The organism is Methylobacterium mesophilicum (assembly GCF_022179445.1).
GTDB classification, from domain to species: domain Bacteria; phylum Pseudomonadota; class Alphaproteobacteria; order Rhizobiales; family Beijerinckiaceae; genus Methylobacterium; species Methylobacterium mesophilicum.
Genome location: NZ_BPQU01000023.1, coordinates 1 through 22,975, shown reverse-complemented (window position 1 = coordinate 22,975; position 22,975 = coordinate 1). Strand labels below are relative to the sequence as shown.

24 protein-coding genes are annotated in these 22,975 nt (G+C 70.2%); 8 read left to right on the top strand and 16 right to left on the bottom strand.

Features of this window, described 5'->3' with window-relative positions:
- Positions 1-4 precede the first annotated feature (4 nt).
- From hpnE to dxs, 5 genes are all read right to left on the bottom strand, one after another.
- Positions 5-1,321 (bottom strand): hydroxysqualene dehydroxylase HpnE, encoded by a 1,317-nt coding sequence (gene hpnE / locus MFF40_RS20175; protein WP_147898190.1) that lies wholly within the window; start codon positions 1,319-1,321, stop codon positions 5-7.
- Positions 1,321-2,172: a presqualene diphosphate synthase HpnD gene (gene hpnD, locus MFF40_RS20170; RefSeq protein ID WP_147853933.1), complete on the bottom strand. Its 852-nt coding sequence runs from the start codon at positions 2,170-2,172 to the stop codon at positions 1,321-1,323. The genes hpnE and hpnD overlap by 1 nt, the downstream gene beginning before the upstream one ends.
- Entirely contained in the window at positions 2,169-3,065 is an 897-nt protein-coding gene (gene hpnC / locus MFF40_RS20165) for a squalene synthase HpnC (protein ID WP_147898189.1), read from the bottom strand. The genes hpnD and hpnC overlap by 4 nt, the downstream gene beginning before the upstream one ends.
- Positions 3,062-4,090 (bottom strand): hopanoid-associated sugar epimerase, encoded by a 1,029-nt coding sequence (gene hpnA / locus MFF40_RS20160; RefSeq protein ID WP_147898188.1) that lies wholly within the window; start codon positions 4,088-4,090, stop codon positions 3,062-3,064. The genes hpnC and hpnA overlap by 4 nt, the downstream gene beginning before the upstream one ends.
- Before the next feature lie 351 nt (positions 4,091-4,441).
- Entirely contained in the window at positions 4,442-6,406 is a 1,965-nt protein-coding gene (dxs, locus tag MFF40_RS20155) for a 1-deoxy-D-xylulose-5-phosphate synthase (RefSeq protein ID WP_415623841.1), read from the bottom strand.
- A 265-nt stretch (positions 6,407-6,671) separates the two neighbouring features.
- Between dxs and MFF40_RS20150 the strand changes: the two genes are divergently transcribed.
- The 4 genes from MFF40_RS20150 (at position 6,672) to ettA (ending at position 9,918) form a co-directional block, all read left to right on the top strand.
- Positions 6,672-6,908, top strand: a complete 237-nt coding sequence (locus MFF40_RS20150; RefSeq protein ID WP_147853937.1) for a hypothetical protein — start codon at positions 6,672-6,674, stop codon at positions 6,906-6,908.
- Entirely contained in the window at positions 6,899-7,789 is an 891-nt protein-coding gene (locus tag MFF40_RS20145; RefSeq protein ID WP_238261946.1) for a DNA/RNA non-specific endonuclease, read from the top strand. Before MFF40_RS20150 ends, MFF40_RS20145 begins: the two co-directional genes overlap by 10 nt.
- An 8-nt stretch (positions 7,790-7,797) precedes the next feature.
- Positions 7,798-8,091, top strand: a complete 294-nt coding sequence (locus MFF40_RS20140) for a hypothetical protein (protein WP_147855858.1) — start codon at positions 7,798-7,800, stop codon at positions 8,089-8,091.
- Between the two features lie 174 nt (positions 8,092-8,265).
- Complete coding sequence (gene ettA / locus MFF40_RS20135) at positions 8,266-9,918, top strand: energy-dependent translational throttle protein EttA (RefSeq protein WP_147855859.1); 1,653 nt, start codon at positions 8,266-8,268, stop codon at positions 9,916-9,918.
- A 607-nt stretch (positions 9,919-10,525) separates the two neighbouring features.
- Here the strand turns inward: ettA and MFF40_RS20130 are convergent.
- Positions 10,526-11,473 carry an NAD-dependent epimerase/dehydratase family protein gene (locus MFF40_RS20130; RefSeq protein WP_147855860.1) on the bottom strand — a complete coding sequence of 316 codons (948 nt, stop codon included), beginning with the start codon at positions 11,471-11,473 and terminating at the stop codon, positions 10,526-10,528.
- A 339-nt stretch (positions 11,474-11,812) separates the two neighbouring features.
- Here MFF40_RS20130 and MFF40_RS20125 point away from each other — a divergent pair, with 339 nt between their 5' ends.
- Positions 11,813-12,994 (top strand): OpgC family protein, encoded by a 1,182-nt coding sequence (locus MFF40_RS20125; RefSeq protein WP_238261944.1) that lies wholly within the window; start codon positions 11,813-11,815, stop codon positions 12,992-12,994.
- On the opposite strand, the gene MFF40_RS20120 is transcribed toward MFF40_RS20125, so the two are convergent.
- Positions 12,975-13,133, bottom strand: coding sequence for a hypothetical protein (locus tag MFF40_RS20120; RefSeq protein ID WP_187277801.1), 159 nt, complete (start codon positions 13,131-13,133; stop codon positions 12,975-12,977). The two genes, MFF40_RS20125 and MFF40_RS20120, sit on opposite strands and share 20 nt — an antisense overlap.
- Positions 13,134-13,234: 101 nt before the next feature.
- Here MFF40_RS20120 and MFF40_RS20115 point away from each other — a divergent pair, with 101 nt between their 5' ends.
- On the top strand, positions 13,235-13,408 hold the full coding sequence (locus MFF40_RS20115; RefSeq protein WP_187277802.1) for a DUF2256 domain-containing protein: 174 nt from the start codon (positions 13,235-13,237) through the stop codon (positions 13,406-13,408).
- Between the two features lie 3 nt (positions 13,409-13,411).
- On the opposite strand, the gene MFF40_RS20110 is transcribed toward MFF40_RS20115, so the two are convergent.
- The 5 genes from MFF40_RS20110 to yddG all read right to left on the bottom strand — a co-directional run bounded on the left by MFF40_RS20110 (position 13,412) and on the right by yddG (position 17,085).
- Positions 13,412-14,011 carry a nucleotidyltransferase family protein gene (locus MFF40_RS20110; RefSeq protein ID WP_147898183.1) on the bottom strand — a complete coding sequence of 200 codons (600 nt, stop codon included), beginning with the start codon at positions 14,009-14,011 and terminating at the stop codon, positions 13,412-13,414.
- The gene (locus tag MFF40_RS20105) at positions 13,998-15,023 is read right to left on the bottom strand and encodes a molybdopterin-binding protein (RefSeq protein WP_147898182.1); all 1,026 of its coding nucleotides are present in this window, start codon (positions 15,021-15,023) and stop codon (positions 13,998-14,000) included. Before MFF40_RS20105 ends, MFF40_RS20110 begins: the two co-directional genes overlap by 14 nt.
- On the bottom strand, positions 15,020-15,721 hold the full coding sequence (locus MFF40_RS20100) for an XdhC family protein (protein ID WP_147854954.1): 702 nt from the start codon (positions 15,719-15,721) through the stop codon (positions 15,020-15,022). The genes MFF40_RS20105 and MFF40_RS20100 overlap by 4 nt, the downstream gene beginning before the upstream one ends.
- Positions 15,721-16,044 (bottom strand): XdhC family protein, encoded by a 324-nt coding sequence (locus MFF40_RS20095; RefSeq protein ID WP_147854953.1) that lies wholly within the window; start codon positions 16,042-16,044, stop codon positions 15,721-15,723. Before MFF40_RS20095 ends, MFF40_RS20100 begins: the two co-directional genes overlap by 1 nt.
- Positions 16,045-16,170: 126 nt before the next feature.
- Positions 16,171-17,085, bottom strand: coding sequence for an aromatic amino acid exporter YddG (yddG, locus tag MFF40_RS20090; protein ID WP_187277721.1), 915 nt, complete (start codon positions 17,083-17,085; stop codon positions 16,171-16,173).
- Positions 17,086-17,183: 98 nt separating this feature from the next.
- On the opposite strand from yddG, the gene MFF40_RS20085 reads away from it, so the two are divergent.
- Complete coding sequence (locus MFF40_RS20085; protein ID WP_147854952.1) at positions 17,184-18,410, top strand: glycerophosphodiester phosphodiesterase family protein; 1,227 nt, start codon at positions 17,184-17,186, stop codon at positions 18,408-18,410.
- Positions 18,411-18,616: 206 nt separating this feature from the next.
- Here MFF40_RS20085 and MFF40_RS20080 read toward each other — a convergent pair whose 3' ends face one another.
- The 4 genes from MFF40_RS20080 to MFF40_RS20065 all read right to left on the bottom strand — a co-directional run bounded on the left by MFF40_RS20080 (position 18,617) and on the right by MFF40_RS20065 (position 21,948).
- The gene (locus MFF40_RS20080; RefSeq protein ID WP_147898181.1) at positions 18,617-18,856 is read right to left on the bottom strand and encodes a hypothetical protein; all 240 of its coding nucleotides are present in this window, start codon (positions 18,854-18,856) and stop codon (positions 18,617-18,619) included.
- 21 nt (positions 18,857-18,877) lie between these two features.
- The gene (locus tag MFF40_RS20075; RefSeq protein ID WP_147898180.1) at positions 18,878-19,327 is read right to left on the bottom strand and encodes a hypothetical protein; all 450 of its coding nucleotides are present in this window, start codon (positions 19,325-19,327) and stop codon (positions 18,878-18,880) included.
- A 591-nt stretch (positions 19,328-19,918) separates the two neighbouring features.
- Positions 19,919-20,647 carry an acetoacetyl-CoA reductase gene (gene phbB / locus MFF40_RS20070; RefSeq protein ID WP_147854949.1) on the bottom strand — a complete coding sequence of 243 codons (729 nt, stop codon included), beginning with the start codon at positions 20,645-20,647 and terminating at the stop codon, positions 19,919-19,921.
- Between the two features lie 116 nt (positions 20,648-20,763).
- Entirely contained in the window at positions 20,764-21,948 is a 1,185-nt protein-coding gene (locus MFF40_RS20065) for an acetyl-CoA C-acetyltransferase (RefSeq protein WP_147854948.1), read from the bottom strand.
- A gap of 329 nt (positions 21,949-22,277) precedes the next feature.
- Between MFF40_RS20065 and phaR the strand changes: the two genes are divergently transcribed.
- Complete coding sequence (gene phaR, locus MFF40_RS20060) at positions 22,278-22,883, top strand: polyhydroxyalkanoate synthesis repressor PhaR (RefSeq protein WP_147854947.1); 606 nt, start codon at positions 22,278-22,280, stop codon at positions 22,881-22,883.
- Positions 22,884-22,975 lie beyond the last annotated feature (92 nt).

The following is a 22,975-nucleotide window of genomic DNA, read 5'->3' as shown; positions in this document are numbered from 1 at the left end:
TGCCTCAAGCGGCGCCCAATGCGCCCGATACCGGCGCGCGTAACCCGCCGCGCACGGACGATCCGTGACGCAGCGCACGCGCGGCCGTCTTGCCCGAACGGATCGCTCCCTCGATCGTCGATGGCAGACCGGTGGCGGTCCAATCGCCTGCCAGGACGAGATTCTCGTAGGCGGTTTCGGCCCCCGAGCGACGCGCGGCCTCGGCCGGCGTCGCCGCGAAGGTCGCACGCTTCTCCTTTACGATCTGCCAGCTGGGCAGTTCCGGGGCAAGACTGCACAACTGTGCGATCTCACCCCAGATCTGGCGGGCGAGGTCTTCCCGGGGCACGTCGAGGAGCCGGTCGGCACCGCTAATCGTCACCGAGTACCGGTCCGGATAGGCGAAAAGCCACTCCGTCAGGGCGTTTACGACGCCGAGGACCAGCGGGCCGCCGGGCTTCGGTGCAAGGGCGAAATGCGCGTTCACGATAGATCGGAATTCCACCGGGGCGAGGAGACCCGGCAACACCTCCCGGGCGACCCAGGGCGGCAGGGCGAGCACGATTCCGTCGTCGGGGCCGATCGCCTCCGGGCCGTCGGAGAACAGCAGCTGCCCGATTCGGCCGTCGGCGCCGTCGAGGCCGCGCAGGCGCCGGCCGACGCGGATCTCGCAGCCGCGGGCGCTCAGGTAGCGCAGGGCCGGGTCCACGAAGGCGTAGGACAGGCCCTCCACCGCCACCAGCGGGCGGCAGGCCTTGCCGCCGGCGCCGAGGCTCTCGCGCAGGATCCGGGCGGCCAGCCCGACATCGCTGTCCCGCGGCTCGGTGTTGAGCGCGGCCAGGAGGACCGGGTGCCAGAGCCGGGCGTAGAGGTCGCCCTCGCAGGCCATGCTGTCGCCGATCGTGCCCCCGGCGCCCTCGGGCTTGCCGGAGGCCGCGCGCAGGATTCCGAGCGGGGCGAGATAATCGCGGGCGCGGGTGCCGGGGACGCGGCGCGACGGGCTCATCACCCACCAGGGCAGCCGCCCGGCATTGGGGCGCAGGCACCAGCGTTCGCCGGTCTTCAGGTCGGCGAAGTCGAACGCCGCCTCGTCGGGTCCGGCGAGGGCGTCGGCGGGGGCGCCGACGGTCTTGAGGAAGCCCAGGGCGTCGGCGTTGCCCGACAGCAGCAGGTGGTTGCCGTTGTCGATCGTCAGGCCCAGCGACGGGTCGTAATAGGAACGGCAGCGCCCGCCGGCCTGCTTGGCGGCCTCGTGCAGCACCACCCGGGCACCGGTCTCGGCCAGCGCGACGGCGGCGGAGAGGCCGGCCAGCCCGGCCCCGACGACGTGGACGGTTCCCATCAGACCAGTCCGTGCCGGAGGACGACGGCGAGCAGCGCCAGCTTGCCGGGCTTGACCCGGGCGCGGGGCATCGCCCAGCCGCGCTCGAGCACCGCCTTCAGGTAGAGGTGATAGGCGGCGGCCATCAGCCGGGCGGCCTTGGTCGCCTTGCGGGGGCTGCGCCGGATGATCTCCCAGGTCGCCTGGTAATGATCCTCCGCCTCCCGCGCGAGCGAGATGCAGACCTCCCCGATGCGCGGGTGGCCGACCGCCTGCGCCGGGGTGGGATCGGCCAGCCCGATGGCGGCCAGCTTCTCGCGGGGCAGGTAGAGGCGGCCGCGCTCGGCATCCTCGTCGATGTCCCGGAGGATGTTGGTGAGCTGGAGCGCCCGGCCCTGGTGCCAGGCGAGCCGGATCCCGTCCGCCTCCGGCATGCCGAAGATCCGCACCGACAGGCGGCCGACCGCGCTCGCCACCCGGTCGCAATAGAGGTCGAGGGTCTCGGCATCCGGAGCGACGATGTCCGCGACGGCATCCATGGCCATGCCGTCGATCACCGCCTGGAAATCCTCGCGCTTCAGGTCGTAGCGGCGCACCGGCTCGACGAGGTCGCGCACCCGCGCGGCCGGACGGCCGGCATAGAGGGCGTCGATGTCGGCGCGCCAGCGATCGAGCTCGACCTGCCGCACCGCCCGCGCCCCGCCATCGTCGGCCACGTCGTCGACGGAGCGGCAGAAGGCGTAGACGGCATACATCGCCTCGCGCCGCTCCTTCGGGAGCAGGCGCATGGCGGTGTAGAACGACGAGCCGGCGGCCGGCAGGGCCGGGGCGGCCGCGTCCTGATCGGTGATGGGGGTCGCGGTGGCGCTCACGAGCGGATTCCCTGAGCCGCGCCCCGCACGATCCGGCCCCGGAAGGGCCGGCGCGCCAGGGTGGCGGCGACGCCGCCGAGCGCGGTGAGGGCGAAGGCGGCCTTGCCGTGATGGACTTTGTCCGAGAGCGGATCGCGCGTGGTCAGACCCTTGGCGAGCACCACGGCGAGCCGGTGGATCGCGGCGATCTCCAGGGAGAGCCGCAGGTCGTCGATCAGGTCCGGCAGGGCCGAGCCCTCGTCGAGGAGGTCGAGGCAGCGTTGCGCCAGCTCGGCGATCACCGCCCGGAGCTGCGGGGTCGCCTTGGGGGCACCCAGCATCGCGATGCTCGCACCGTGCCGGTCGAGCGTGTCCTGCGGGATGTAGACCCGGTCGAGCCCCGAAAAATCCTTGCCGCAATCTTGGAGGTGATTGATGATCTGGAGCGCCGCGCAGATCGCGTCGGAGGCCTTATAGACCCGGGCCGGATCCTCGCCGTGGACGTCGAGGACGAAGCGCCCGACCGGCATCGCCGAATAGCGGCAATAGTGGATCAGCTCGTCCCAGTTCGCCGTACGGTTCTTGCGCGCGTCCATCCGGAACGCGTCGAGGAGTTCGAGCGCGTGGCGGGGCGGCAGGCCGCGGGCGGCGAGCTCGCGCTTGAGCGGCTCGGCCTCCGGGTCGGAAGGGCCGGCGCCGGTGAGCGCGTCGGCCAGCTGGTCGAGCAGCGCGAGCTTGCGCTCGGACGCGAGTTCCGTGTGGTCGGCTACGTCGTCGCCGGCGCGGACGAAGTTGTAGAACGCCAGGATCGCCCCGCGGTGGCGCGGATGGATCAGGTGCGAGGCGACCGGAAAGTTCTCGTCGCGGTGCCCCTTGCCGGAGCGTGCCGCGGTCGCGGTGTCGAGCTTGCTCATCCGAGATACCCGGCCTGGCGGAACCACGCGATCGCGTCGGACAGGCCCTCGCGATAGGGCCGCGCCGTATAGCCCAGCTCCGCCCGGGCCTTCTTGTCGGAAAAAAACATCCGGTAGCGGGACATGCGGATGCCGTCGATCGTGGCGAACGGCTGGCGGCCGGTGACCCGGGCGGCGAGCTGGGCGAAGAACGCCACCGGGTAGACCGCGGCCCGCGGCAGGTTCACGGTCGGGGGCTTGCGACCGACCATGCCGGCGATGTCGGCGAGCATCTGCGACAGGAACACGTCCTCGCCGCCCAGGATGTAGCGCTCGCCGATCCGCCCCTTGCGGAGCGCCAGCAGGTGGCCGTGGGCCACGTCGTCGACATGGGCGAGGTTCAGCCCGGTATCCACGAAGGCCGGCATCTTGCCCAGCGCCGCCTCCTGGATGATCCGGCCGGTGGGCGTCGGCTTCACGTCCCGGGGGCCGATCGGGGTCGACGGGTTGACGATCACCGCCTGCAACCCGTCCCGGGCGATCATCTCCTCGACCACGCGCTCGGCCACGACCTTGCTGCGCTTGTAGGCGCCGATGGCCGTCTCGGGCGTCAGCGGCATGGTCTCATCGGAGGGCGTGACCCCGTCGGCCGGCGGCTTGATGGTGGCGACGCTCGACGTGTAGACCACCCGCTCGACGCCCGCATCGAGGGCCGCGCGCATCATCAGGCGGGTGCCGTCGCGGTTGGTGCAGACGATCTCCTCCATATCCGGCGCCCAGAGCCGGTAATCGGCCGCGGCGTGGATCAGGTAGCGCTGGCCGCGCAGGGCGGCGGCCACGGCCGCAGGGTCGCGCATGTCCCCTTCGGCGATCTCGACATCGGTCCAGGTCAGGTTCCGGCGCGGGCTCGTGGCGCGCACGAGGATGCGCACCGGGAAGCCGGCCCGGCGGAACACGTCGACCAGGGCTGAACCGAGGAACCCGCTCGCGCCGGTGATCAGCACGGGGCCGACCTCGGACGGGCCGGAGGAAGTGGCCTCTACCATCGCGTGTCTAAAGCGTTGCGGAATGCCGGCGCGGGCGGGGGACCCCGCCGCGCCGCGCTTGTGTCATCGAACCGCCTGAGCGGCAAGCGAGGGGTAGAATCGGTTTGCTCGGAGCCGCTGCGCGGCACTCATCATGCTGGATCCCGGGTCGCATTCCGCTGACGCTCCATGCGCCCGGGAAAAGGCGTCGCGTTCGACCCTGCACCACCCCTTTCCCGGACAGGTGGAGCGCAGCGGAACCTGATCCGGGACCCAGCACAGGAATCGCCGCGATGCGGCACTGCCACGTCTCGCTAATCCGCAGACAACGCGCCCCGGAAAGCTGCCTTGTCACGTCGCACCCGGCCTGGATCAGGCCAGGCGCAGGCGCGAGCGGCCTTCCTTGCGCTCCGGCAGGGTGGCCAGCGCGGTCTTGACGATGGTTGCGGCGTCGAGGCCGGCCTCGGCGTACATCTTCTCCGGGCTGTCGTGGTCCTGGTACAGGTCCGGCAGCGTCAGGGTCCGCACCCGGACGCGCCCGGCATCCAGCGCACCCTTCTCGGACAAGAGGTGCAGCACCATCGCCCCGAACCCGCCGCGCGAGCCCTCCTCGATGGTGATCAGAACCTCGTGGCTCTGCGCCAGGTCCAGGATCAGCGCCTCGTCCAGCGGCTTGGCAAAGCGCGCATCCGCCACGCTCACCGCCACGCCCTGCTCCGAGAGTGTATCCGCCGCCTTCAAGGCCTCCGACAGCCGCGTGCCCAGCGACAGGATCGCCACCCGCGCCTCCGGGTCCTGGCGGACCATCCGGCCCTTGCCGATCGCCAGGACGTCGCCCCGCTCCGGCAATTCGACGCCGACGCCCTCGCCGCGCGGGTAGCGCAGAGCGATCGGGCCGCTGTCATGGGCGTGCGCCGTCGCCACCATGTGCACCAGCTCGGCCTCGTCGGAGGCCGCCATCACGGTCATGTTCGGCAGGCAGCACAGGTACGCCAGGTCGAACGCGCCGGCATGCGTCGCCCCGTCCGCGCCGACCAGCCCGGCCCGGTCCAGGCAGAACCGCACCGGCAGGTTCTGCAGCGCCACGTCGTGCACGACCTGGTCGTAGGCCCGCTGCAGGAAGGTCGAGTAGATCGCCACGAACGGCCGGTAGCCCTCGGTGGCCAAGCCGCCGGCAAACGTCACCGCGTGCTGCTCGGCGATGCCGACGTCGAAGGTTTTTTCGGGGTGGGCTTTCCCAAAGAGATCGATGCCGGTGCCGCCCGGCATCGCCGCGGTGATCGCCACGACCTTGTCGTCGGCGTCGGCCGCCTTGATCAGGCTCTCGCCGAACACCCTTGTGTAGGCCGGCGCGTTGGGCTTGGCCTTCGCCTGGACCCCCGAGACCACGTCGAACTTGACCACGCCGTGGTAGCGGTCGGCCGAGGCCTCGGCCGGGGCGTAGCCCTTGCCCTTGCGGGTGACGACGTGGAGCAGGATCGGGCCGTGCTCGGCGTCGCGGACGTTCTTCAGGACGGGCAGCAGCTGGTCGAGGTTGTGCCCGTCGACCGGGCCGACATAGTGAAAACCCATCTCCTCGAACATCGTGCCGCCGCCCACCACCAGGGAGCGGGCGTACTCTTCGGCGGCCGCCGCGCGCTGGTAGAGCGCCTTGGGTAGAAGCTTGCCGAGCTGCTTGGCGGTCTCGCGCAGGGACTGGTAGGTGCCGCCCGAGGCCAGGCGAGCGAGATAGCCCGACATCGCGCCGACCGGCGGGGCGATCGACATGTCGTTGTCGTTGAGGATGACGATCAGGCGCGAATGCAGGGCGCCGGCGTTGTTCATGGCCTCGTAGGCCATGCCGGCCGACATCGAGCCGTCGCCGATCACCGCGATGGCGTTGCGGCGCTTAGGTGTCCGGCCCTTGGCCTTGGCGGCGTCGGCGTCGAGGTCGCGGGCGACCGCCATGCCGAGCGCGGCCGAGATCGAGGTCGAGGAATGGGCGGCGCCGAACGGGTCGTAGGCGCTCTCGGAGCGCTTGGTGAAGCCGGACAGGCCGCCCCCCTGGCGCAGCGTCCGGATGCGGTCGCGGCGCCCGGTCAGGATCTTGTGCGGGTAGCACTGGTGGCCGACGTCCCAGACGATGCGGTCGTCGGGGGTGTCGAACACGTGGTGCAGGGCGACCGTGAGCTCGACCACGCCGAGCCCGGAGCCGAGATGGCCGCCGGTGATCGACACCGCGTCGATCATCTCGGCCCGCACCGCGTCCGCCACCGCCTGCAACTCGGATTCGGGAAGCTGCCGAAGCGCCGCAGGCTCCGGGATACGGTCGAGCAACGCCGCGTGGTCAGAGGATATCGCCAAGGGAAGCATCCGCTCGTTCGAGTGTGGTAACGGCCCCGTCACGCGGGCTTCCGAAAAAGGGGTCTCGCCGTCACGACGCCAGCGCCCGGGGGTCACGCGTTCATGCTAGAACCGACCCGACCGTCGCTGTCATGATAGTGCCACGTACGAACGATCGGCGGCGCGATCAATGTCCGATCGACGTTTTTTCCAGTCACGTGCCCTTACCGCCACATGAGGTCCGCTCTTGAGCCCGGCTCGTCTGTGCATCATTTCGCTCATGCTGGCGATTACCCCCGCCGGCCAAGCTTTTGCCGGCCAAGCTTACGCCAGTCCTCGGCCGCCGGACGGCAACCTCGATTTCCCGTGCAACTTCCTGGGCGCCTGCCCGCCGCGGGTCCAGCCCGGCGGTCCGGACCGCGACGCCCGGCCCTTCACGGGGAGCCTCGGCCGCCCCTGCGCGTGGCGCGACCGTCCGACCCCGGAGGGTCCCCGGCGGGTGCGGGTATGCTGGTAGCGCTGCCCCGGGGGGCGTGTGCCGCGGCGCTCGCCGTCCTCGCCCTGTCGGCGCCGGCCCGATCCCAGGAGACCTGCCCGGCGCTGTTCGCCGGCGGGCTCGCGCCGGTCCTGACGAACGCAAAGCTCGCCGCCCGCACGGTGCCACTCTGCTTCGAAGCCTTCGCGGTCCTGCATTCGGGGGTGACGCGCACGCCGCTCTATTCCGCCGAGCACCTCACCCGGGCCAGCGTCGCCGACGCCCGCACGGTCGCCCGCGACGACGCGTTCCACGAGGAGGCGCGGCTGCCGGATGCCGAGCGCGCATCCCTGGAGGATTACGTCCGCAGCGGCTTCGACCGCGGACACCTCGCCCCGGCGGGCGACATGCCGACCCTGACCGCCCAGGCCGAATCGTTCAGCCTGGCCAACATCGTGCCGCAGAACCGGGCGCTCAACCGCGGGCTCTGGGCCGACATCGAGGAGGGCACCCGGCGGCTGGCGAGCCGGCGCGGCGCACTCTTCGTCGTCACCGGGGTGATCTTCTCCGGGGACGCGGTCCAGCAGATCAAGGGCGGGGTTCTGGTGCCCACCCAATTGTTCAAGGCGCTCTACGACCCGGCCAGCGGCGAGGCCGGCGCCTACCTGGCCCGCAACGACGACGCCCGGGACTGGCGCGCGGTCTCGATCGACGACCTCACCCGCGAGGCCGGGATCGACGTGTTCCCGGCCCTGCCGCCCGCCGCCCGGGCCGGCGCGATGACCCTGCCGGACCCCCGTGCCGGGGCGCGCTCGGAGGGGCACCGCCCCCGGCCCGAGCAGAGCTGGCAGGACTGGCTCGGCCACGAGCTTCACCGCGCCGCGCGCAAGCTTCTGCGCGACCTGCTGCGATCGATCTTCTGAGAGGGACCATGCCAGAGGACAAGCCGAGCCGCCGGAAGCCCAAGGCGGACGCCTTCGAACCCTTCGCCGACGACGCGTCGGTCCGCACCATCGGCGCCCTGAGCTTCGAGAACGGCACCGACCGAATCGCCCTGCACGGCACCCTCGACCTCACCAAGGACAAGGCCGGCCTGGCGCAGGCGCGCCTGCTCCAGGCCACCGCTGAGGCCATCGTGAAGGCCCTGGAGGCCGGCGACCTGCCCGACGCGGTGGCGGAGGCGGCCGACGAGGCGCCCAAATCCGTGGCCAATCCCTTCGCCTGAGCCGCGGACCGCCGGCGGGCGTCCTTGCCGGTGCCGGGCGGGCCTGATACTCGGTCGGCGACATTCTTATATCGTGGGGAACGCGCGTACAGGACGGGTCCAAGGCCCCGGGCCTGACCCGTGCCGCTGGCACGCACCGCGCAGCCCCGAACAACGCGCCGAGGACGATCCGCGATGGCTCGCGAATTCATCTACCACATGCGGGGACTCACGAAGTCCTACCTGGGCGGCAAGAAGGTCCTGGAGGACGTCAACCTGTCGTTCTACCCGGACGCCAAGATCGGCGTGCTCGGCATCAACGGCTCGGGCAAGTCGACCCTGCTCAAGATCATGGCCGGCATCGACACGGAGTGGACCGGCGAGGGCTTCGTCGCCCAGGGCGCCCGGGTCGGCTACCTGCCGCAGGAGCCGCAGCTCGATCCGAACAAGTCGGTCCGCCAGAACATCATGGAGGGCGTGGCCGAGAAGCAGGCGCTGCTCGACCGCTACAACGAACTCGCCATGAACTATTCCGAGGAGACCGCCGACGAGATGACGGCGCTCCAGGACAAGATCGAGGCGGCCAATCTCTGGGAGCTCGATTCCAAGGTCGATCAGGCCATGGAGGCCCTGGGCTGCCCGAGCGACGAGCAGCCGGTCGCGACCCTGTCGGGCGGCGAGCGCCGCCGCGTGGCCCTGTGCAAGCTGCTGCTGTGGGAGCCGGAGCTTCTCCTGCTCGACGAGCCGACCAACCACCTCGACGCCGAGACGGTGAACTGGCTCGAAGGCCACCTGAAGTCCTATCCGGGCGCGATCCTGATCGTGACCCACGATCGCTACTTCCTCGACAACGTCACCAGCTGGATCCTCGAGCTCGATCGCGGCCGGGGCTACCCGTACGAGGGCAACTACTCGGCCTGGCTGGTGCAGAAGCAGAAGCGCCTCCAGCAGGAGGGCCGCGAGGACATGGCCCGCCAGCGCTCGATCACGCGCGAGCAGGAGTGGATCGCCGCCTCGCCCAAGGCCCGGCAGTCGAAGTCGAAGGCCCGCATCACCCGCTACGAGGAGCTGGTCGCCAAGCAGAACAACAAGGTCGACGCCGCCGCGCAGATCGTGATCCCGATCGACGAGCGGCTGGGCAACAACGTCATCGAGTTCGAGCACCTCAACAAGGCGTTCGGCGACCGCCTGCTGATCGAAGACCTGTCGTTCAAGCTGCCGCCCGGCGGCATCGTCGGGGTGATCGGTCCGAACGGGGCCGGCAAGACCACCCTGTTCAAGATGATCACGGGCCAGGAGACGCCGGACGGCGGCAAGATCGCGGTCGGCGAGACGGTGAAGCTCGGCTACGTCGATCAGTCGCGCGACGCCCTCGATCCCAGCGCCACAGTCTGGCAGGAGGTCTCGGGCGGCAACGACATCATCTATTTCAACAAGCGCGAGATCAATTCCCGCGCCTATTGCGCGGCCTTCGCGTTCAAGGGCGGCGACCAGCAGAAGAAGGTCGGCACCCTGTCGGGCGGCGAGCGCAACCGCGTCCACCTCGCCCGGACCCTGAAGGGCGGCGCCAACGTGCTGCTGCTCGACGAGCCGACCAACGACCTCGACATGGAGACCCTGCGCGCCCTCGAGGACGCGCTGGAGGATTACGCAGGCTGCGCGGTGATCATCAGCCACGATCGCTGGTTCCTGAACCGCATCGCGACGCACATCCTGGCCTTCGAGGGCGACAGCCACGTGGAATGGTTCGAGGGCAACTTCTCCGACTACGAAGCGGACAAGATGCGCCGGCTCGGGGCTGATTCGCTGATGCCGAAGAAGATCAAGTACAAGAAGTTTTCGCGATAGGATTCGGTCCCGGCCTTCGAGCCGGGACCATTTCGGCCGATCCCAGGCCCTCGTCCCGATAGGCTGGGCCACGATCCGATTCTTCGCTCGCGACCGGCGCTGCGGCGCGTCTTGGAAGGTCGGTGCCGGTTCGCGGATGAGGGGAATGCTGTGTTTCTCCTCCCCCCGGGGTTACGGGTTACACGGGCCGGACGACCCATCGTCCGAGGGTTGATCCCCCCGACGCGACGACCGTGGCCGTCGTTCCGGGGCGCCGCAGGCGAGCCCGGAACCCAGAACCGCTTTCGGCGCAAGAGCTTGACACGTCGGCGTCTCTGGTTCCCGGGGCTCCGCTGCGCGGCCCCGGGATGACGGCGCTCGGCCGCATCGATCCAGCCGCCGCTTGACGTCCAGGACCGAGCTGTCCGCCGGTTGAAAAGATGATGAGTCCCACCTGCGCAACCCGTCGCCGAATGGGATGAGCGCGCGTCGCGCCTTCAATGGCCGATGCGTGAACCCTGTAGCCCGTGCGGGAGACGTGTGATCTGGCGGCCCTCTCGAGAAGCGTCGCGTCGTCTTCCGCGTGCGCCGGATCAGGCGGCTCGCCCTCTCACGCTGAGAGGCCCCCTCATCCCAGACGCGCCCGCGCCGCGTCCAGCATAGCCTGAAGGCTCTGTGCCAGGGGGATCGCGGGCTGCCAGCCCGTGGCCGCCGTGAAGGCCGAGGGATCGCAGCCCTGGCTGCGGGCGCCCGTCGGCCGGGTGCGGTCGGGCGCGACCTGCACGGTGAACGCCGCCTCGGTCAGGTCGCGGAACAGGTCGAGGATCGCCGAGACCGGCGTGACGATCCCGGTGCCGACGTTGAAGGTGCCGCCGTCGGGCAGGTCGTCGGCCCGGTCCAGGGCCCGCAGGCAGGCCGCGGTCACGTCCGACACGTCGAGGAAGTCGCGCGCCGCGGCGAGGTCCCCGGCCTCCAGAATCGGGGGGGCGAGGCCGCGCTCGATCCGCGCGATCTGTCCCGCGAAGGAGGCGGCCACGAAGGTCTCGCTCTGGCCGGGGCCGATATAGTTCGAGGGCCGCAGCACGAGGTGCCGCACCCCGGCATTGGCGAGCACGTCGCGCAGGATGTACTCGCAGGCGCTCTTGGTGCGGCCCGAGATCGTGTCGGGCCGGGGCGTCACGGATTCGTCCGGCCGGGGCCTGTCGCGGAACGCCTCCCCGTACACCACCGTCGAGCTCAGGAAGATCAGGGTCGCCCGGGTCCGCGCCACGGCCTCGGCGAGGTTGAGGCTGCCCAGCAGGTCCGCCCGCCAGGCATAGGCCGGCGTCTCGCTCGACCGGGCGACCGACGCCAGGGCGGCCAGGTGGAACACGACGGTCGGCTCGAACGCCGCCACCGCCGCGTCGAGCCTGTCGGCATCGAACGGGTCGACATCCAGGGCGGCGACGCCGTCGAGGGGTGGAAGCGGGCGGCGGTCGATGCCCAGGATTTGGCTGCCAGTGGGCAGCCCCTCCCGCAGCGCCTCGAGCAGGCGGCGGCCGAGGAAATCGCCGGCTCCGGTGACGAGGACGCGCATGAACCCTGCCCTTCCCCGGCACCCACCGGGATCGATCCGGCGCCTCTATAACAGCGATCGTCGGCGATGTGCGGGGGTGCGATGCGACCGCGATGCGACGCCGATCCGGATCGGCCCGGCGTCAGCGTTGCCGATGTCGGGCGGCCATGCACCGCATCACCCCGAAAACGGGGCGTGACGCACGGTTCCGATCGACCGGAGGCCGAACGACGGGCGGTCCGGAACACAGGCGCGTGATCGACGCGATCCGTCGCGGCATTGGTGTTCGAGTCGGTTATATTGCATTGCGGTGCACGCCCCGCGCCGAGCTTGGCGAAAGAGCGTCCCGGTGATGGTTGCGTGAAGAGCCTCGACGACCTTGAGCGGGCACCCATCGGCGGCATGGCCCCGGCGCCGGGGCCCGCGCCCGATCCGCCTCGGAAAAAGCCCGTCCGGGATGCCCGGGTCGACGTGCTGCGCGGCTTCGCGCTCCTGACGATCTTCATCGACCACATCCCGCGCAACGCGCCGGCGCTCTTGACCCTGCACAATTTCGGCTTCTCGGACGCGGCCGAGATCTTCGTGCTGCTGGCGGGCTATTCGTCGATGGTCGCCTATGGCGGCCTGTTCGGCCGGGCCGGGACGTGGCCGACCCTGGCGCGCATCGCCCGGCGCTGCCTGCGGATCTACCTGTTCCAGGCCGGGCTGCTGCTCGCCACGCTGATCATCGTCCGCATCTGGATGGACCTCACCGGGCTGACCCCGCGCTTCGGCGTCGCGCCGCTGCTGCAGATGGGGCTGCTGCCGGGGCTGCTGCGCGGGCTCGCCCTCAACGCGCTGCCGAACTACCTCGACATCCTGCCCCTCTACATCCTGCTGTTGGCCGTGTTCCCGGTCATCTATTTCGGGCTGCAACGCGGGGTCTGGGGCGTGCTGGCGCTGTCGGGAACGCTGTGGCTGGCCGCCAACGTCGATTCCCACCTGAACCTGCCCAACGCCGCCGCGGTAGACGACGGCTGGTACTTCAACCCGTTCGCCTGGCAGTTCCTGTTCGTGATCGGGGCGGTCCTGGCGATGGCGGTCCGGGCCGGAGACGGCCTGCTCCCCTGGCGCAACTGGGCCGCCGCCCTCGCCTTCGCCTACCTGGCCTTCGGCCTGCTGCAGGGCGGCTCCTGGGCGGAATGGGGCCTGCCGGACCTCCGAGTGCTGCCGATCGGCTCGCCCGACAAGGGCCATGTCGCGCCGCTGCGCCTGCTGCACATCCTGGCGCTGACCTACCTGATCTTCAGCGCCCCGGCCGTCCGGCGTCTCTCCGGTTGGCGCCGGCTGCGGCTGATCGATGCCTGCGGCCGGCATTCCCTGGAGATCTTCGCCGCCGGCTGCCTGGCGGCCCTGATCGGGCGGATCCTCTACCGCACCTTCGACACCGCTTGGCCGCTCCAGATGGCGGTCAACCTCACCGGGCTCGCGGTGATGCTCGGGCTGGCCAAGGTGCTGGACGCCCGGGCCGACCCGAGGCGCGTCACACGCTCAGGGCGCTGAGCGCACGCAGCCCGCTGGCCTGGTCGTCGTAGCGGTGCGCGTCGCCGATCATCGCACCGTTGGCATCGGTGATGTACCAGCCGCTCAAGGGCCGGTCCGTCGAGCGATCGTGGACGTCGATATAGGTGACTTTCAGCATGGCGCGCTCCCGAATCGTTCAACGCCTTCTCGTGAAGACGGAACGGGCCGGGCCCAACCCGGTTCCGCCCCGGGTCATGCACGGTGACAGGGGTGGAAACGATGCCGCGGATGCGCCGAAAGGGCGACCTCCCGGAGAAGGTGTGCGCCCAATGCGGCCGCCCATTCGCCTGGCGCAAGAAGTGGGAGCGGGTCTGGGACGAGGTGCGCTACTGCTCCGACCGCTGCCGGAGCGACGCCAAGGCCGGACGCACCCCGAGCGCGACCGGGCGCTGAGCGTCAGGCCCCCTCGGCGGCCCGCAACGCGGCCGGCGTGTCGATATCGAGGGCGATCGCCGCATCGCCCGGGATCTCCAGGACATCGGACCGGTCCCGGAGCAGCGGCCCGGCGCCGCGATCGCCGGTGAGCCGGGCGATGTCGGGGGCGAGGCGGCGCAGATTGAGCAGCACCGGGTTTCCGCGAAGGCTGGCCAGAACCGGGACGACGGCCGCCACAGAACGCGAAGTCTCTTCGAAGGCTGCGGCCAATCGGTCGATGTGAACCGCGAAGATCCGCGGCATATCGCCGAGCACGATGACGGCCGCTTCGCAATCCTGCGGGAGCGCCGCCACGCCTGCAAGCAGCGACGTCGCCAGTCCGGCGCGGAAATCCGGGTTCTCGACCAGCACCACATCGAGCCCTGAGAGCGCCCTCCGCACGGCGTCGGCATGGGCGCCGAGCACCACCACCACCGGGCGCGGACCGGCCGCCAGGGCGGCCTCGGCGGCGTGGCGGACCAGCGGGCGGCCGTCGAGCAGCGCCAGCATCTTGGGCTCCGGGCCGAACCGGGTTCCAAGGCCCGCCGCCAGCAGGACGGTGCCGATCTCAGGCGTCGGCATCGGCCGCCTCCCCGCCGGCCCGAGGCTGCGGCCGCGAGACGATCTCCATCAGCAGGCCGCCCACCCCCAGGGCGACGATGTCGGCCCGCGTGACGGGCAGGTCCGCCAGCAGCCGGTGCAGGATCCAGTCGAAGCCGTTCTCCTTGGGCGAGCGGGCGCAACCCGGCGCCCCGACCACCGGCACGCCGGCCCGGCTGCCGACCAAGAGCAGGTTCCCGGGATCGACCGGCATGCCCAGATGCTCGACCCGCCCCCCCGCCGCCGCGATGCCCGCCGGGATCACGTCGCGCCGGTCGGCGATGGCCGAGGCCCCGAACACGACCACCAGATCCGCCCCGGCGCCGTCGATCGCCTCGATCAGCGCCGCCGCCACGGCCTCGGCCGCGTGCGCCACGCGATCCTCGAAGACGATCGCGGCGCCGGCCGGCGCGAGGCGCTCGGCCAGGACCCGGAGCGTCCGATCGATGGTGGTCTCCTTGAGGCTCGGCAGGCGGGTCGAGACCACGCCCACGCGCAGGCGGCGGTAGGGTGCCACAGCCAGCGCGCAGCCGTTTTCGGCCGCGCAGGCTTGCGCGAGGACCGCGCCCGCCACGGCGTACGGAATGATCTTCACGGTGGCGACCATCTCGCCCTCGACCACCGGCTTGAACGGCGGCAGGGTCGCCACCGTCACCGCCTCGTCGATGGCGTTGACCGCATCGATCCGGGCCGGCGCCAGGGTCAGGACCCCGGCGGTCTCGGCGAACAGGTTGCAGCGCCCGGTGAAGGGGGCCTCCGCGCGCAGGTTCGGCCCGCGCAGATGCGCGGCAAGCCGGGCGGCGGCAGCGTCCTCGCCGACGTCGCCGGGTTCGAGGGCGGCAGCGACAATCTCCGAGAGGCCCACCCGGGCCAAGCCTGCAGCGGCGTCCTCGGGGATCACCGCGCCCTTGCGCAGGGTGATGCCGTCGCGTCGCACGGTGTGGGCGCTGATCAGGCCGGCCGCCTCGGCGACCGGCACGGGGCCGAACCTCACGCGGCCTCCGGTCGAGGGACCCGGCGGAGCGTCGCCACGACCTCGGCTAGCACCGCCAACGCGATCTCGGCCGGGCTCACCGCCCCGATGGCGAGCCCGATCGGCGCCCGGATCCGGCCGATCAGCTCGGACGAGAAGCCGGCCTCAGCGAGCCGGGCGGCGCGGGCCGCATGGGTCTTCCGCGAGCCCAGCGCCCCGACATAGAAGCACCCGGCGGACAGGGCCGCCTTCAGCGCCGGATCGTCGATCTTGGGATCGTGGGTCAGCGCGGCGAGCGCGCAATAGCGATCGAGGGGCGGCACGCGGCTCCCGAGGGCGGCATCGGGCCACTCGGCTACGAGGTCGATACCCGGGAAGCGCTCCGGGCTCGCGAAGGCGGTACGCGGGTCGATCACGGTGACGGCGAGATCGAGGCCGGCGGCCATGGGCGCCATCGCCTGCGAGATGTGGACGGCGCCGATCACCACAAGACGAACCGGCGGAACCTGCACGGTCAAGAAAACCTGCCGGCCGTCGATCTCGACGAGACCGCTCTTGCCCGAGGCCATATGCCGGCCCAGCACCTCCGCCGCCGGATCGGCGGCCATCTCGGCCTCGCGAACGAGGCGCTGCGTCCCGTCGACCAGATCGGTGACCAGGATCGCGGCCCGGCGCGCGGCGCGCTCGGCGTTGAGGCTGTCCAGAATCTCGGTGCGCATCAGTCGACCCGCTCGACGAAGACCCGGATCCGGCCGCCGCAGGACAGCCCGGCCCGCCATGCGGTCTCGTCCGCGACGCCGAATTCAAGGATGCGCGGCGCCCCGGCCTCGATCACCTCGATCGCCTCGGTAATCACGGATCCCTCGACGCAGCCGCCCGAGACGGAGCCGAGGAAATTGCCGTCCCCATCGACCACGAGGTGGCTCCCGACGGGTCGCGGCGCCGAGCCCCAGGTCTCGATCACGGTGGCGAGTGCCACGGCGCGCCCGTCCCGCCGCCAGGATGCGGCGGCGGCGAGGATGTCTGTATCGGTGCTGAGCATGGCCCTCGAGACCTTCGGCCGGCGGGTGCCCCCCGCCACCAACAGGTATGGCCCGGGCGGCGCCGTGCAAGGCGCCGCACCGCCCACGATCGTGATGGCTCCATCAGCGGCCACAAAGCGTGGAGATCAGACCGCCCTCGGGGCAGCCTGGGATGCCCGCACCGCCGTCAGCGCGCCGGCTACGATCAGCAGGCAGGCCAGCGCCAGGGCCGGGCCGGGGCTGGCATAGCCGGTCGCCACGAGGATCAGTGTCGACAGCACCGGCGCCGCATAGGCGGTGACGCCGAGCAGGCGGACGTCGCCCCGCTTGCAGCCGATGTCCCAGAGATAGAAGGCGGCCCCCACCGGCCCGATCCCGAGAAGCAGCACCGCCCCCCATTGCGTGGCGTCCGCCGGCCAGACCGTGGTCTCGAAGGCGAGATGACAGGCCAGACTCAGCGCCGCCGTGACGAGGCAGAAGCCCGCGACCGCGTCGGTCGGCACCTGGCCGACCCGGGCCGACAGCACCGAGTAGCCGGCCCACACGAAGGCCGCCGCCAGGGAGGCGGCGTAACCGGGCAGCGCGCCCGCGGCGAAATCGAGGTTGCCCCGGCCGACGAACAGGGCGGCGACGCCGGCCAGACCGAGCACCGCCCCGGCGAGATGTCCGGCGCGCAGGCCGCCCGAGCCCGGCAGCCGGGCCGAGAACAGGACGATCAGCAGCGGCCAGAGGTAGTTGATCAGCCCGGCCTCGGCCGGCGGCGCCAAGCGCAGGGCGCTGAAATAGAGGGCGTGGTAGCCGAACAATCCGCCGACCCCGAGCAGCCAGACCGGCCAGGGCTGGAGCAGCGCGCGGGCCCCGGCCGGACGACCGATCCAGGCGGCGCAGCCGCACAGGCCGCCGATCGAAAAGGTCATGGCGGCGAGCTGGAACGGCGGCACCGTCCCGGAGGCGGCGGTGAACAAAGCGAGCAGCGACCACAACAGGATCGCCCCGAAACCCGCGAGGGTGGCGGCGGAGCGCGATATGTCGCGGCCCGCGGATGACGCTGTTCGGCTCATGGATCGCAGCTACCATGCGGGCTCGTGAGTCGGCGAGAGAGGGTCACGGCCCTGTCACCGTCCCGCCTTACGGGCAGCGAGAACCGGGAGATCTGTCGATGCGCGCGATCCTAGCCGTCCTCGGGCTGCTGCTGGCGGGTGGGTCGGCGCTCGCCGGCGAGGGGGTGCAGCTTGGGCCGCGTCCGTTCTACCTCGTCGACCAGCTGAAGCCCGGGCCGCTCAAGGAGCACCTGGCCGCCTGCGGTGTCGACCGGCCCTACACCCCGCGAAGCTTCTCGATCTCGCACCGGGGGGCGCCGCTGATGTTCCCCGAGCATACCCGCGAGGGGCTGCTCGCCGCCTACCGGATGGGGGCCGGAATCATCGAGTGCGACGTCGCCTTCACCAAGGACCGCCAGCTGGTCTGCCGACACAGCCAGTGCGACCTGCACACGACCACGGACATCCTGGCCCGGCCGAACCTCGCGGCGAAGTGCACGAAGGGTTTCGAGCCGGCCGACCCGGCCACCGGCCGCAAGGCATCGGCCAAGTGCTGCACCAGCGACCTGACCCTCGACGAGTTCAAGTCGCTGAACGGCAAGATGGACGCGGCCGACCCGGACGCGACTACGCTGGCCGCCTACATGAACGCGACGCCGCACTGGCGCACCGACCTCTACGCCACCACCGGCACGCTGATGTCCCACAAGGAGTACATCGCCCTGGTGAAGGGGATGGGGCGCAAGTTCACGCCGGAGCTGAAGGCGCCCCAGGTCCCGATGCCGTTCGAGGGCACCTATACCCAGGATCAATACGCCCAGCAGCTGATCGACGAGTACAAGCAGGCCGGCATCCCGGCCTCCGACGTCTATCCGCAGAGCTTCCAGCTCCGGGATATCCTGTACTGGCTCGAGAAGGACCCGGATTTCGGCCGCCAGGCGATCTTCCTCGACGACCGGGACGAGACCACCAAGGGCTTCGACCCGGAGAAGCCGGACACCTGGAAGCCGGGCATGGCCGAGCTTTCCGGCAAGGGCGTGAAGATCCTGGCGCCTCCCCTGTGGATGCTGGTCCGTCCCGGGCCTGAGGGCGCCATCGAGCCCTCGACCTATGCACGGGAGGCCAAGAAGGCCGGCCTCGGCCTGATCGCCTGGTCGCTGGAGCGGTCGGGTCCGCTCAAGGAGGGCGGCGGCTACTACTACCAGTCGATAAAACCGGTGGTGACCGGGGATGGCGACATCCTGCGGTTGTTGGACGTGCTGCACGGCCAGGTCGGCGTGCTCGGCGTGTTCTCGGACTGGCCGGCGACCACGACGTTCTACGCCAATTGCGTCGGCGCACCGTAGCTCAGTCGGCCCAGAGGGCGACCAGGGAGAACAGACCGGCCATCAGAACGTTGACCAGGAGGAGGCTGGCGAGGATCAGGGCGAGCGTCATGGCGGTCTCGGGACTGTCGATTCGGCGAAGTTACGGGGGGCGTGATCGGCCAGACTTCGCGGAATCGAGCCGGTCGTCTCGGTTTCCCTTCGCGTAGCCCGCGAAGGGAAGCGGGTCAGTGCAGCACCAGCTGAAACACCGTGTCGAACAACTCGCCGACCTTCAGCGGCTGCCAACCGAGGCGCCGCGCGACCAGCGCGTAGCTCACGCTGAGCAGCGACGCGCAGCCGAGAACGGCCAGGGCGAACCGCACGATGTCGCCGGTGATGAATGCGGTCGCGATGCCGACCACGGCGGTGGCGATGAAGATGAGCCGGCCAGGCTTCTGCGGGCCGCGGGTGATGACATCGGACATGGGGGTCTCTCCGGATCGGGATCAGCGGGCGCGGCAGTTCGGGCCGAACCAGGTCATGGTCCGGCGGTCCATGCCGCCGTCCGAGGCGGCGCCGCAGACGGGAAAGCGGGGGTCGCCGCTGCGCTGCAGGCTGATCTGCTTGTAGAGATCCTGCTGCGCCTCCCGGCGGCGGGTCTGCGCGGCGAACTGGGACTGCCAGTACAGGTCCCGGTTCGCCTGGGTCAGCGCGCGCTGCTGGTGCAGGTCCATCGTGCACTGGGCAAACGCATCGGTGCCGGGCTCGAAGCCGAATTCGTAGCACTGGCCCTGATCCATCGCGTGCCGTTCCTGCGGGGTGACGCAGGCGGCGAGGCCGAGGGCGCAAGCCGCGGCGAGACCGAGCTTGGCCAGCATCGCGACGCCGCGTGCATCGACCGTCCGGTCGGCGGCAAGAGTTTCACCGGCATCGCGCTTGGTGAATGGGGTGTTCATCGTATCGGGGCCTTCGTTCCTGCTGGCGCGAACAACCACGCGGGGCCGAAACGAGACCTATCCGGGACAGCTCGAATTGTTCGTGTTCCGGAGCACCTGTGCGATTCCGCGCGTCCGACCCCGCAATGCACAGATCCACGCGCAGTCTGATGGGATCTACGGTGGGAAAAGAAATTCGTGAGGATCGCGTGGATTTCGTTCCGCCCACCGGCGCGCGTTTGACAAAGATCCTGCGAGGATCAGTTCAAACCGGTGTTTGTGCGGATAAGACGTGCTGTGCTCGCTCTGAAGTCCGAGCGTCTTACGCGCAGCCACCCGGTCATTCCGGGACCGCGACGCGGAGCCCGGAATCCAGAAACTCAGGTCCACGATGACCTTGCACCGGCGGCGGCTCTGGGTTCCGGGCTCGCCTGCGGTGCCCCGGAATGACAAGGCGGCTTATCCTGCCGGCCGTGTGTCGCCGATCGAAGATGAGATCTGACCGGAAGCACGAACACAAAGAAACGCCGCGCGGCCCGGCAGGGCGGCGCGGCGTCCGAGATCGATGTGGCGGCCCGGCAGAGCCGGACACGCCCGTCGTACCGAAAAAAATCAGACGAAGTGCTGGCCGCCGTTCACGGTGAGCGTCGAGCCGTTGATGAAGCCGGCCTCGTCGCTCGCCAGGTATTCCACCGCGTGGGCGATCTCTTCCGACTTGCCGAGGCGGCCGGTGGGGATCGTCGCGATGATCTTGTTGCGGATCTCCTCCGGCACCGCCATCACCATGTCGGTGGCGATGTAGCCCGGCGCGATCACGTTGACGGTGATGCCCTTGGAGGCGCTCTCCTGGGCGAGTGCCTTGGCGAAGCCGATCACGCCGGCCTTGGCGGCCGAGTAGTTGGTCTGGCCGGCCTGGCCCTTCTGGCCGTTGATCGACGAGATGATGATGATCCGGCCGAAGCCGCGGCTGCGCATGCCCTCGATCACCGGCCGGGTGCAGGTGAACACCGAGTCCAGGTTGGTCTTGATGACCGCCTGCCACTTGGCGAAATCCATCTTGTGGAAGGCGCCGTCGCGGGTGATGCCGGCGTTGTTGACCAGCACCTCGACCGGACCCAGCTCGGCCTCGACCGACGCGATGCCGGCCTGGCAGCTCTCGTAGTCGCCGACGTCGAACTTGAAGACCGGGATGCCGGTCTCGGCCTTGAAGGCCTGGGCCGCCTCGTCGTTGCCGGCGTAATTGGCCGCGACCTTGTAGCCCTTGGCCTGCAAGCCCTTCGAGATCGCGGCGCCGATTCCGCGGGTGCCGCCCGTAACGAGCGCGACGCGTCCTTGAGACATTGTTGTTTCCTCCTGTTCGCATCACGTGATGCCGCGTGCGGATGGCGTCCGCACGCGATTTTTTCTGAGTTAGGACTCAAGTCTATATTGGTGGACAGCCGATCGTTACAAACCGATCACGGCCGCTCGAGGCACATGGCGACGCCCATGCCGCCGCCGATGCACAGGGTGGCGAGGCCCTTCTTGGCGTCGCGCCGCTTCATCTCGTGCAGCAGGGTGACGAGGACGCGGGCACCGGAGGCGCCGATCGGGTGGCCGATGGCGATGGCGCCGCCGTTGACGTTCACCTTCGAATCGTCCCAGCCCATGTCCTTGTTCACCGCGAGCGCCTGAGCCGCGAAGGCCTCGTTGGCCTCGATCAGGTCGAGGTCGGAGGGCTTCCAGCCGGCCTTCTCCAGGGCCTTGCGCGAGGCCGGGATCGGGCCGGTGCCCATCACCTTGGGATCGACGCCCGCGGTCGCCCAGGACTTGATCTTGGCGAGCGGCGTCAGCCCGCGCCGCTCCGCCTCGGAGGCCGACATCAGCACCAGCGCGGCGGCGCCGTCGTTCAGGCCGGACGCGTTGGCGGCCGTCACCGTGCCCTCCTTCGCGAAGGCCGGCTTGAGCTTGGCCATCGCTTCCACGGTGGCGCCGTCGCGGATGTACTCGTCGGTGTCGACGATCGTGTCGCCCTTCTTGCCGGGGATCGTGACGGGCACGATCTCGTCCTTGAACCGGCCCTCCTTGCGGGCGGCCTCGGCCTTGTTCTGCGAGCGGGTCGCGAACTGGTCCTGCTGCTCGCGGGTGAGCTGGAACGCCTGGGCGACGTTCTCGGCGGTCTGGCCCATGTGGTAGCCGTTGAAGGCGTCCCAGAGCCCGTCCTTGATCATCGTGTCGATGAGCTTGAGGTCGCCCATCTTCTGGCCGCCGCGCAGGTACTGGGCGTGGGGCGAGAGCGACATCGATTCCTGGCCGCCGGCCACGATCACGGTGGCGTCGCCGTTGGCGATCTGCTGCATGCCGATGGCGACGGTGCGCAGGCCGGAGCCGCAGACCTGGTTGAGGCCCCACGCGGTGGCCTTCTCGGGGATGCCGGCCTTGATCGCGGCCTGCCGGGCGGGGTTCTGGCCGGCGCCGGCCGTGAGCACCTGGCCGAAGATCACCTCGTCCACGTCGTCGGGGGAGACCTTGGCGCGCTCCAGGGCGGCCTTGATCGCGGTGGCGCCGAGCTCGTGGGCCGGGACAGCCCCGAAGGCGCCGCCGAACGAGCCGACCGCGGTGCGCGCGGCCCCGACGATGACGATCTCTTCGCTGCCTGCCATGTGAACGTTCTCCTCTTACAAGCCGGCGCGCCTTCCTCAGTTCGGGCGCGCTCTAAAAGCCGGTCCCGCGATGAAGGGCTTGGAGTCGGCGAAGTCAAGGATCGACCTTTGGGGGTGAAAACGCCCCGATGACGCGCCTGCGAGACTGAAATGGCCTGTGCGAAGGCCGGCACCCGGCATTATTCTGCGTTGAAGAGGTGCAGTTTGCTGTTTTCTGCGCCTGTGGAAGGCTTTAAGGTCCGTGCTGCGGGCGCGAAGACGATCCCGCCGGGACGCGTCGCGCGTGCCTGCAGCGCCCCCGAGTCCCGAGTTCAGAAAGGCCGTTCCCGATGGCGGATACCGTCAAGGCCACCCAGACCGTCATCAAGAAATACGCGAACCGGCGCCTGTATCACACCGGCACCTCGACCTACGTGACGCTGGAGGACCTCGCCACGATGGTCCAGAACGGCGAGGACTTCGTCGTCTACGATGCGCGGGCGGGCGACGACATCACCCGGTCGGTGCTGACGCAGATCATCTTCGAGCAGGAGAACAAGGCCGGCGCCGAGAACCTGCTGCCGGTGGCGTTCCTGCGCCAGCTGATCCGCTTCTACGGCGACAGCATGCGCACGATGGTGCCGAGCTTCCTGGAATTCTCGATGGCGAACTTCGCCAAGGACCAGGACGGCCTGCGCGAGAAATTCGCCCACAGCTTCGGCCCGGCCGCGTTCCAGAACGCGATCGAGCAGTCGGTGCGCACCAACATGAACTTCTTCGGCGACGCCATGAAGATGTTCACCGGCTTCACGCCGCCCGCCGGCGGGGCGCAGCCCCAGGCTCCGCAGGCGGCCGCGCAGGGGGCCCAGGGGGGCTATGCCGGCGGTGAGCTGGACGACCTCAAACGGCAGATGCTGGAGATGCAGCAGCGCCTCGAGGACCTGGCCAAGAAGTAATCTTGGCCGTGCCAAAACCAATCACTCCGGCCGATCCTAGAGCCGTGCCCGGCCGCGTTGCGACGGGTTAGCCGTTTGCAGCGTTGAGTGGT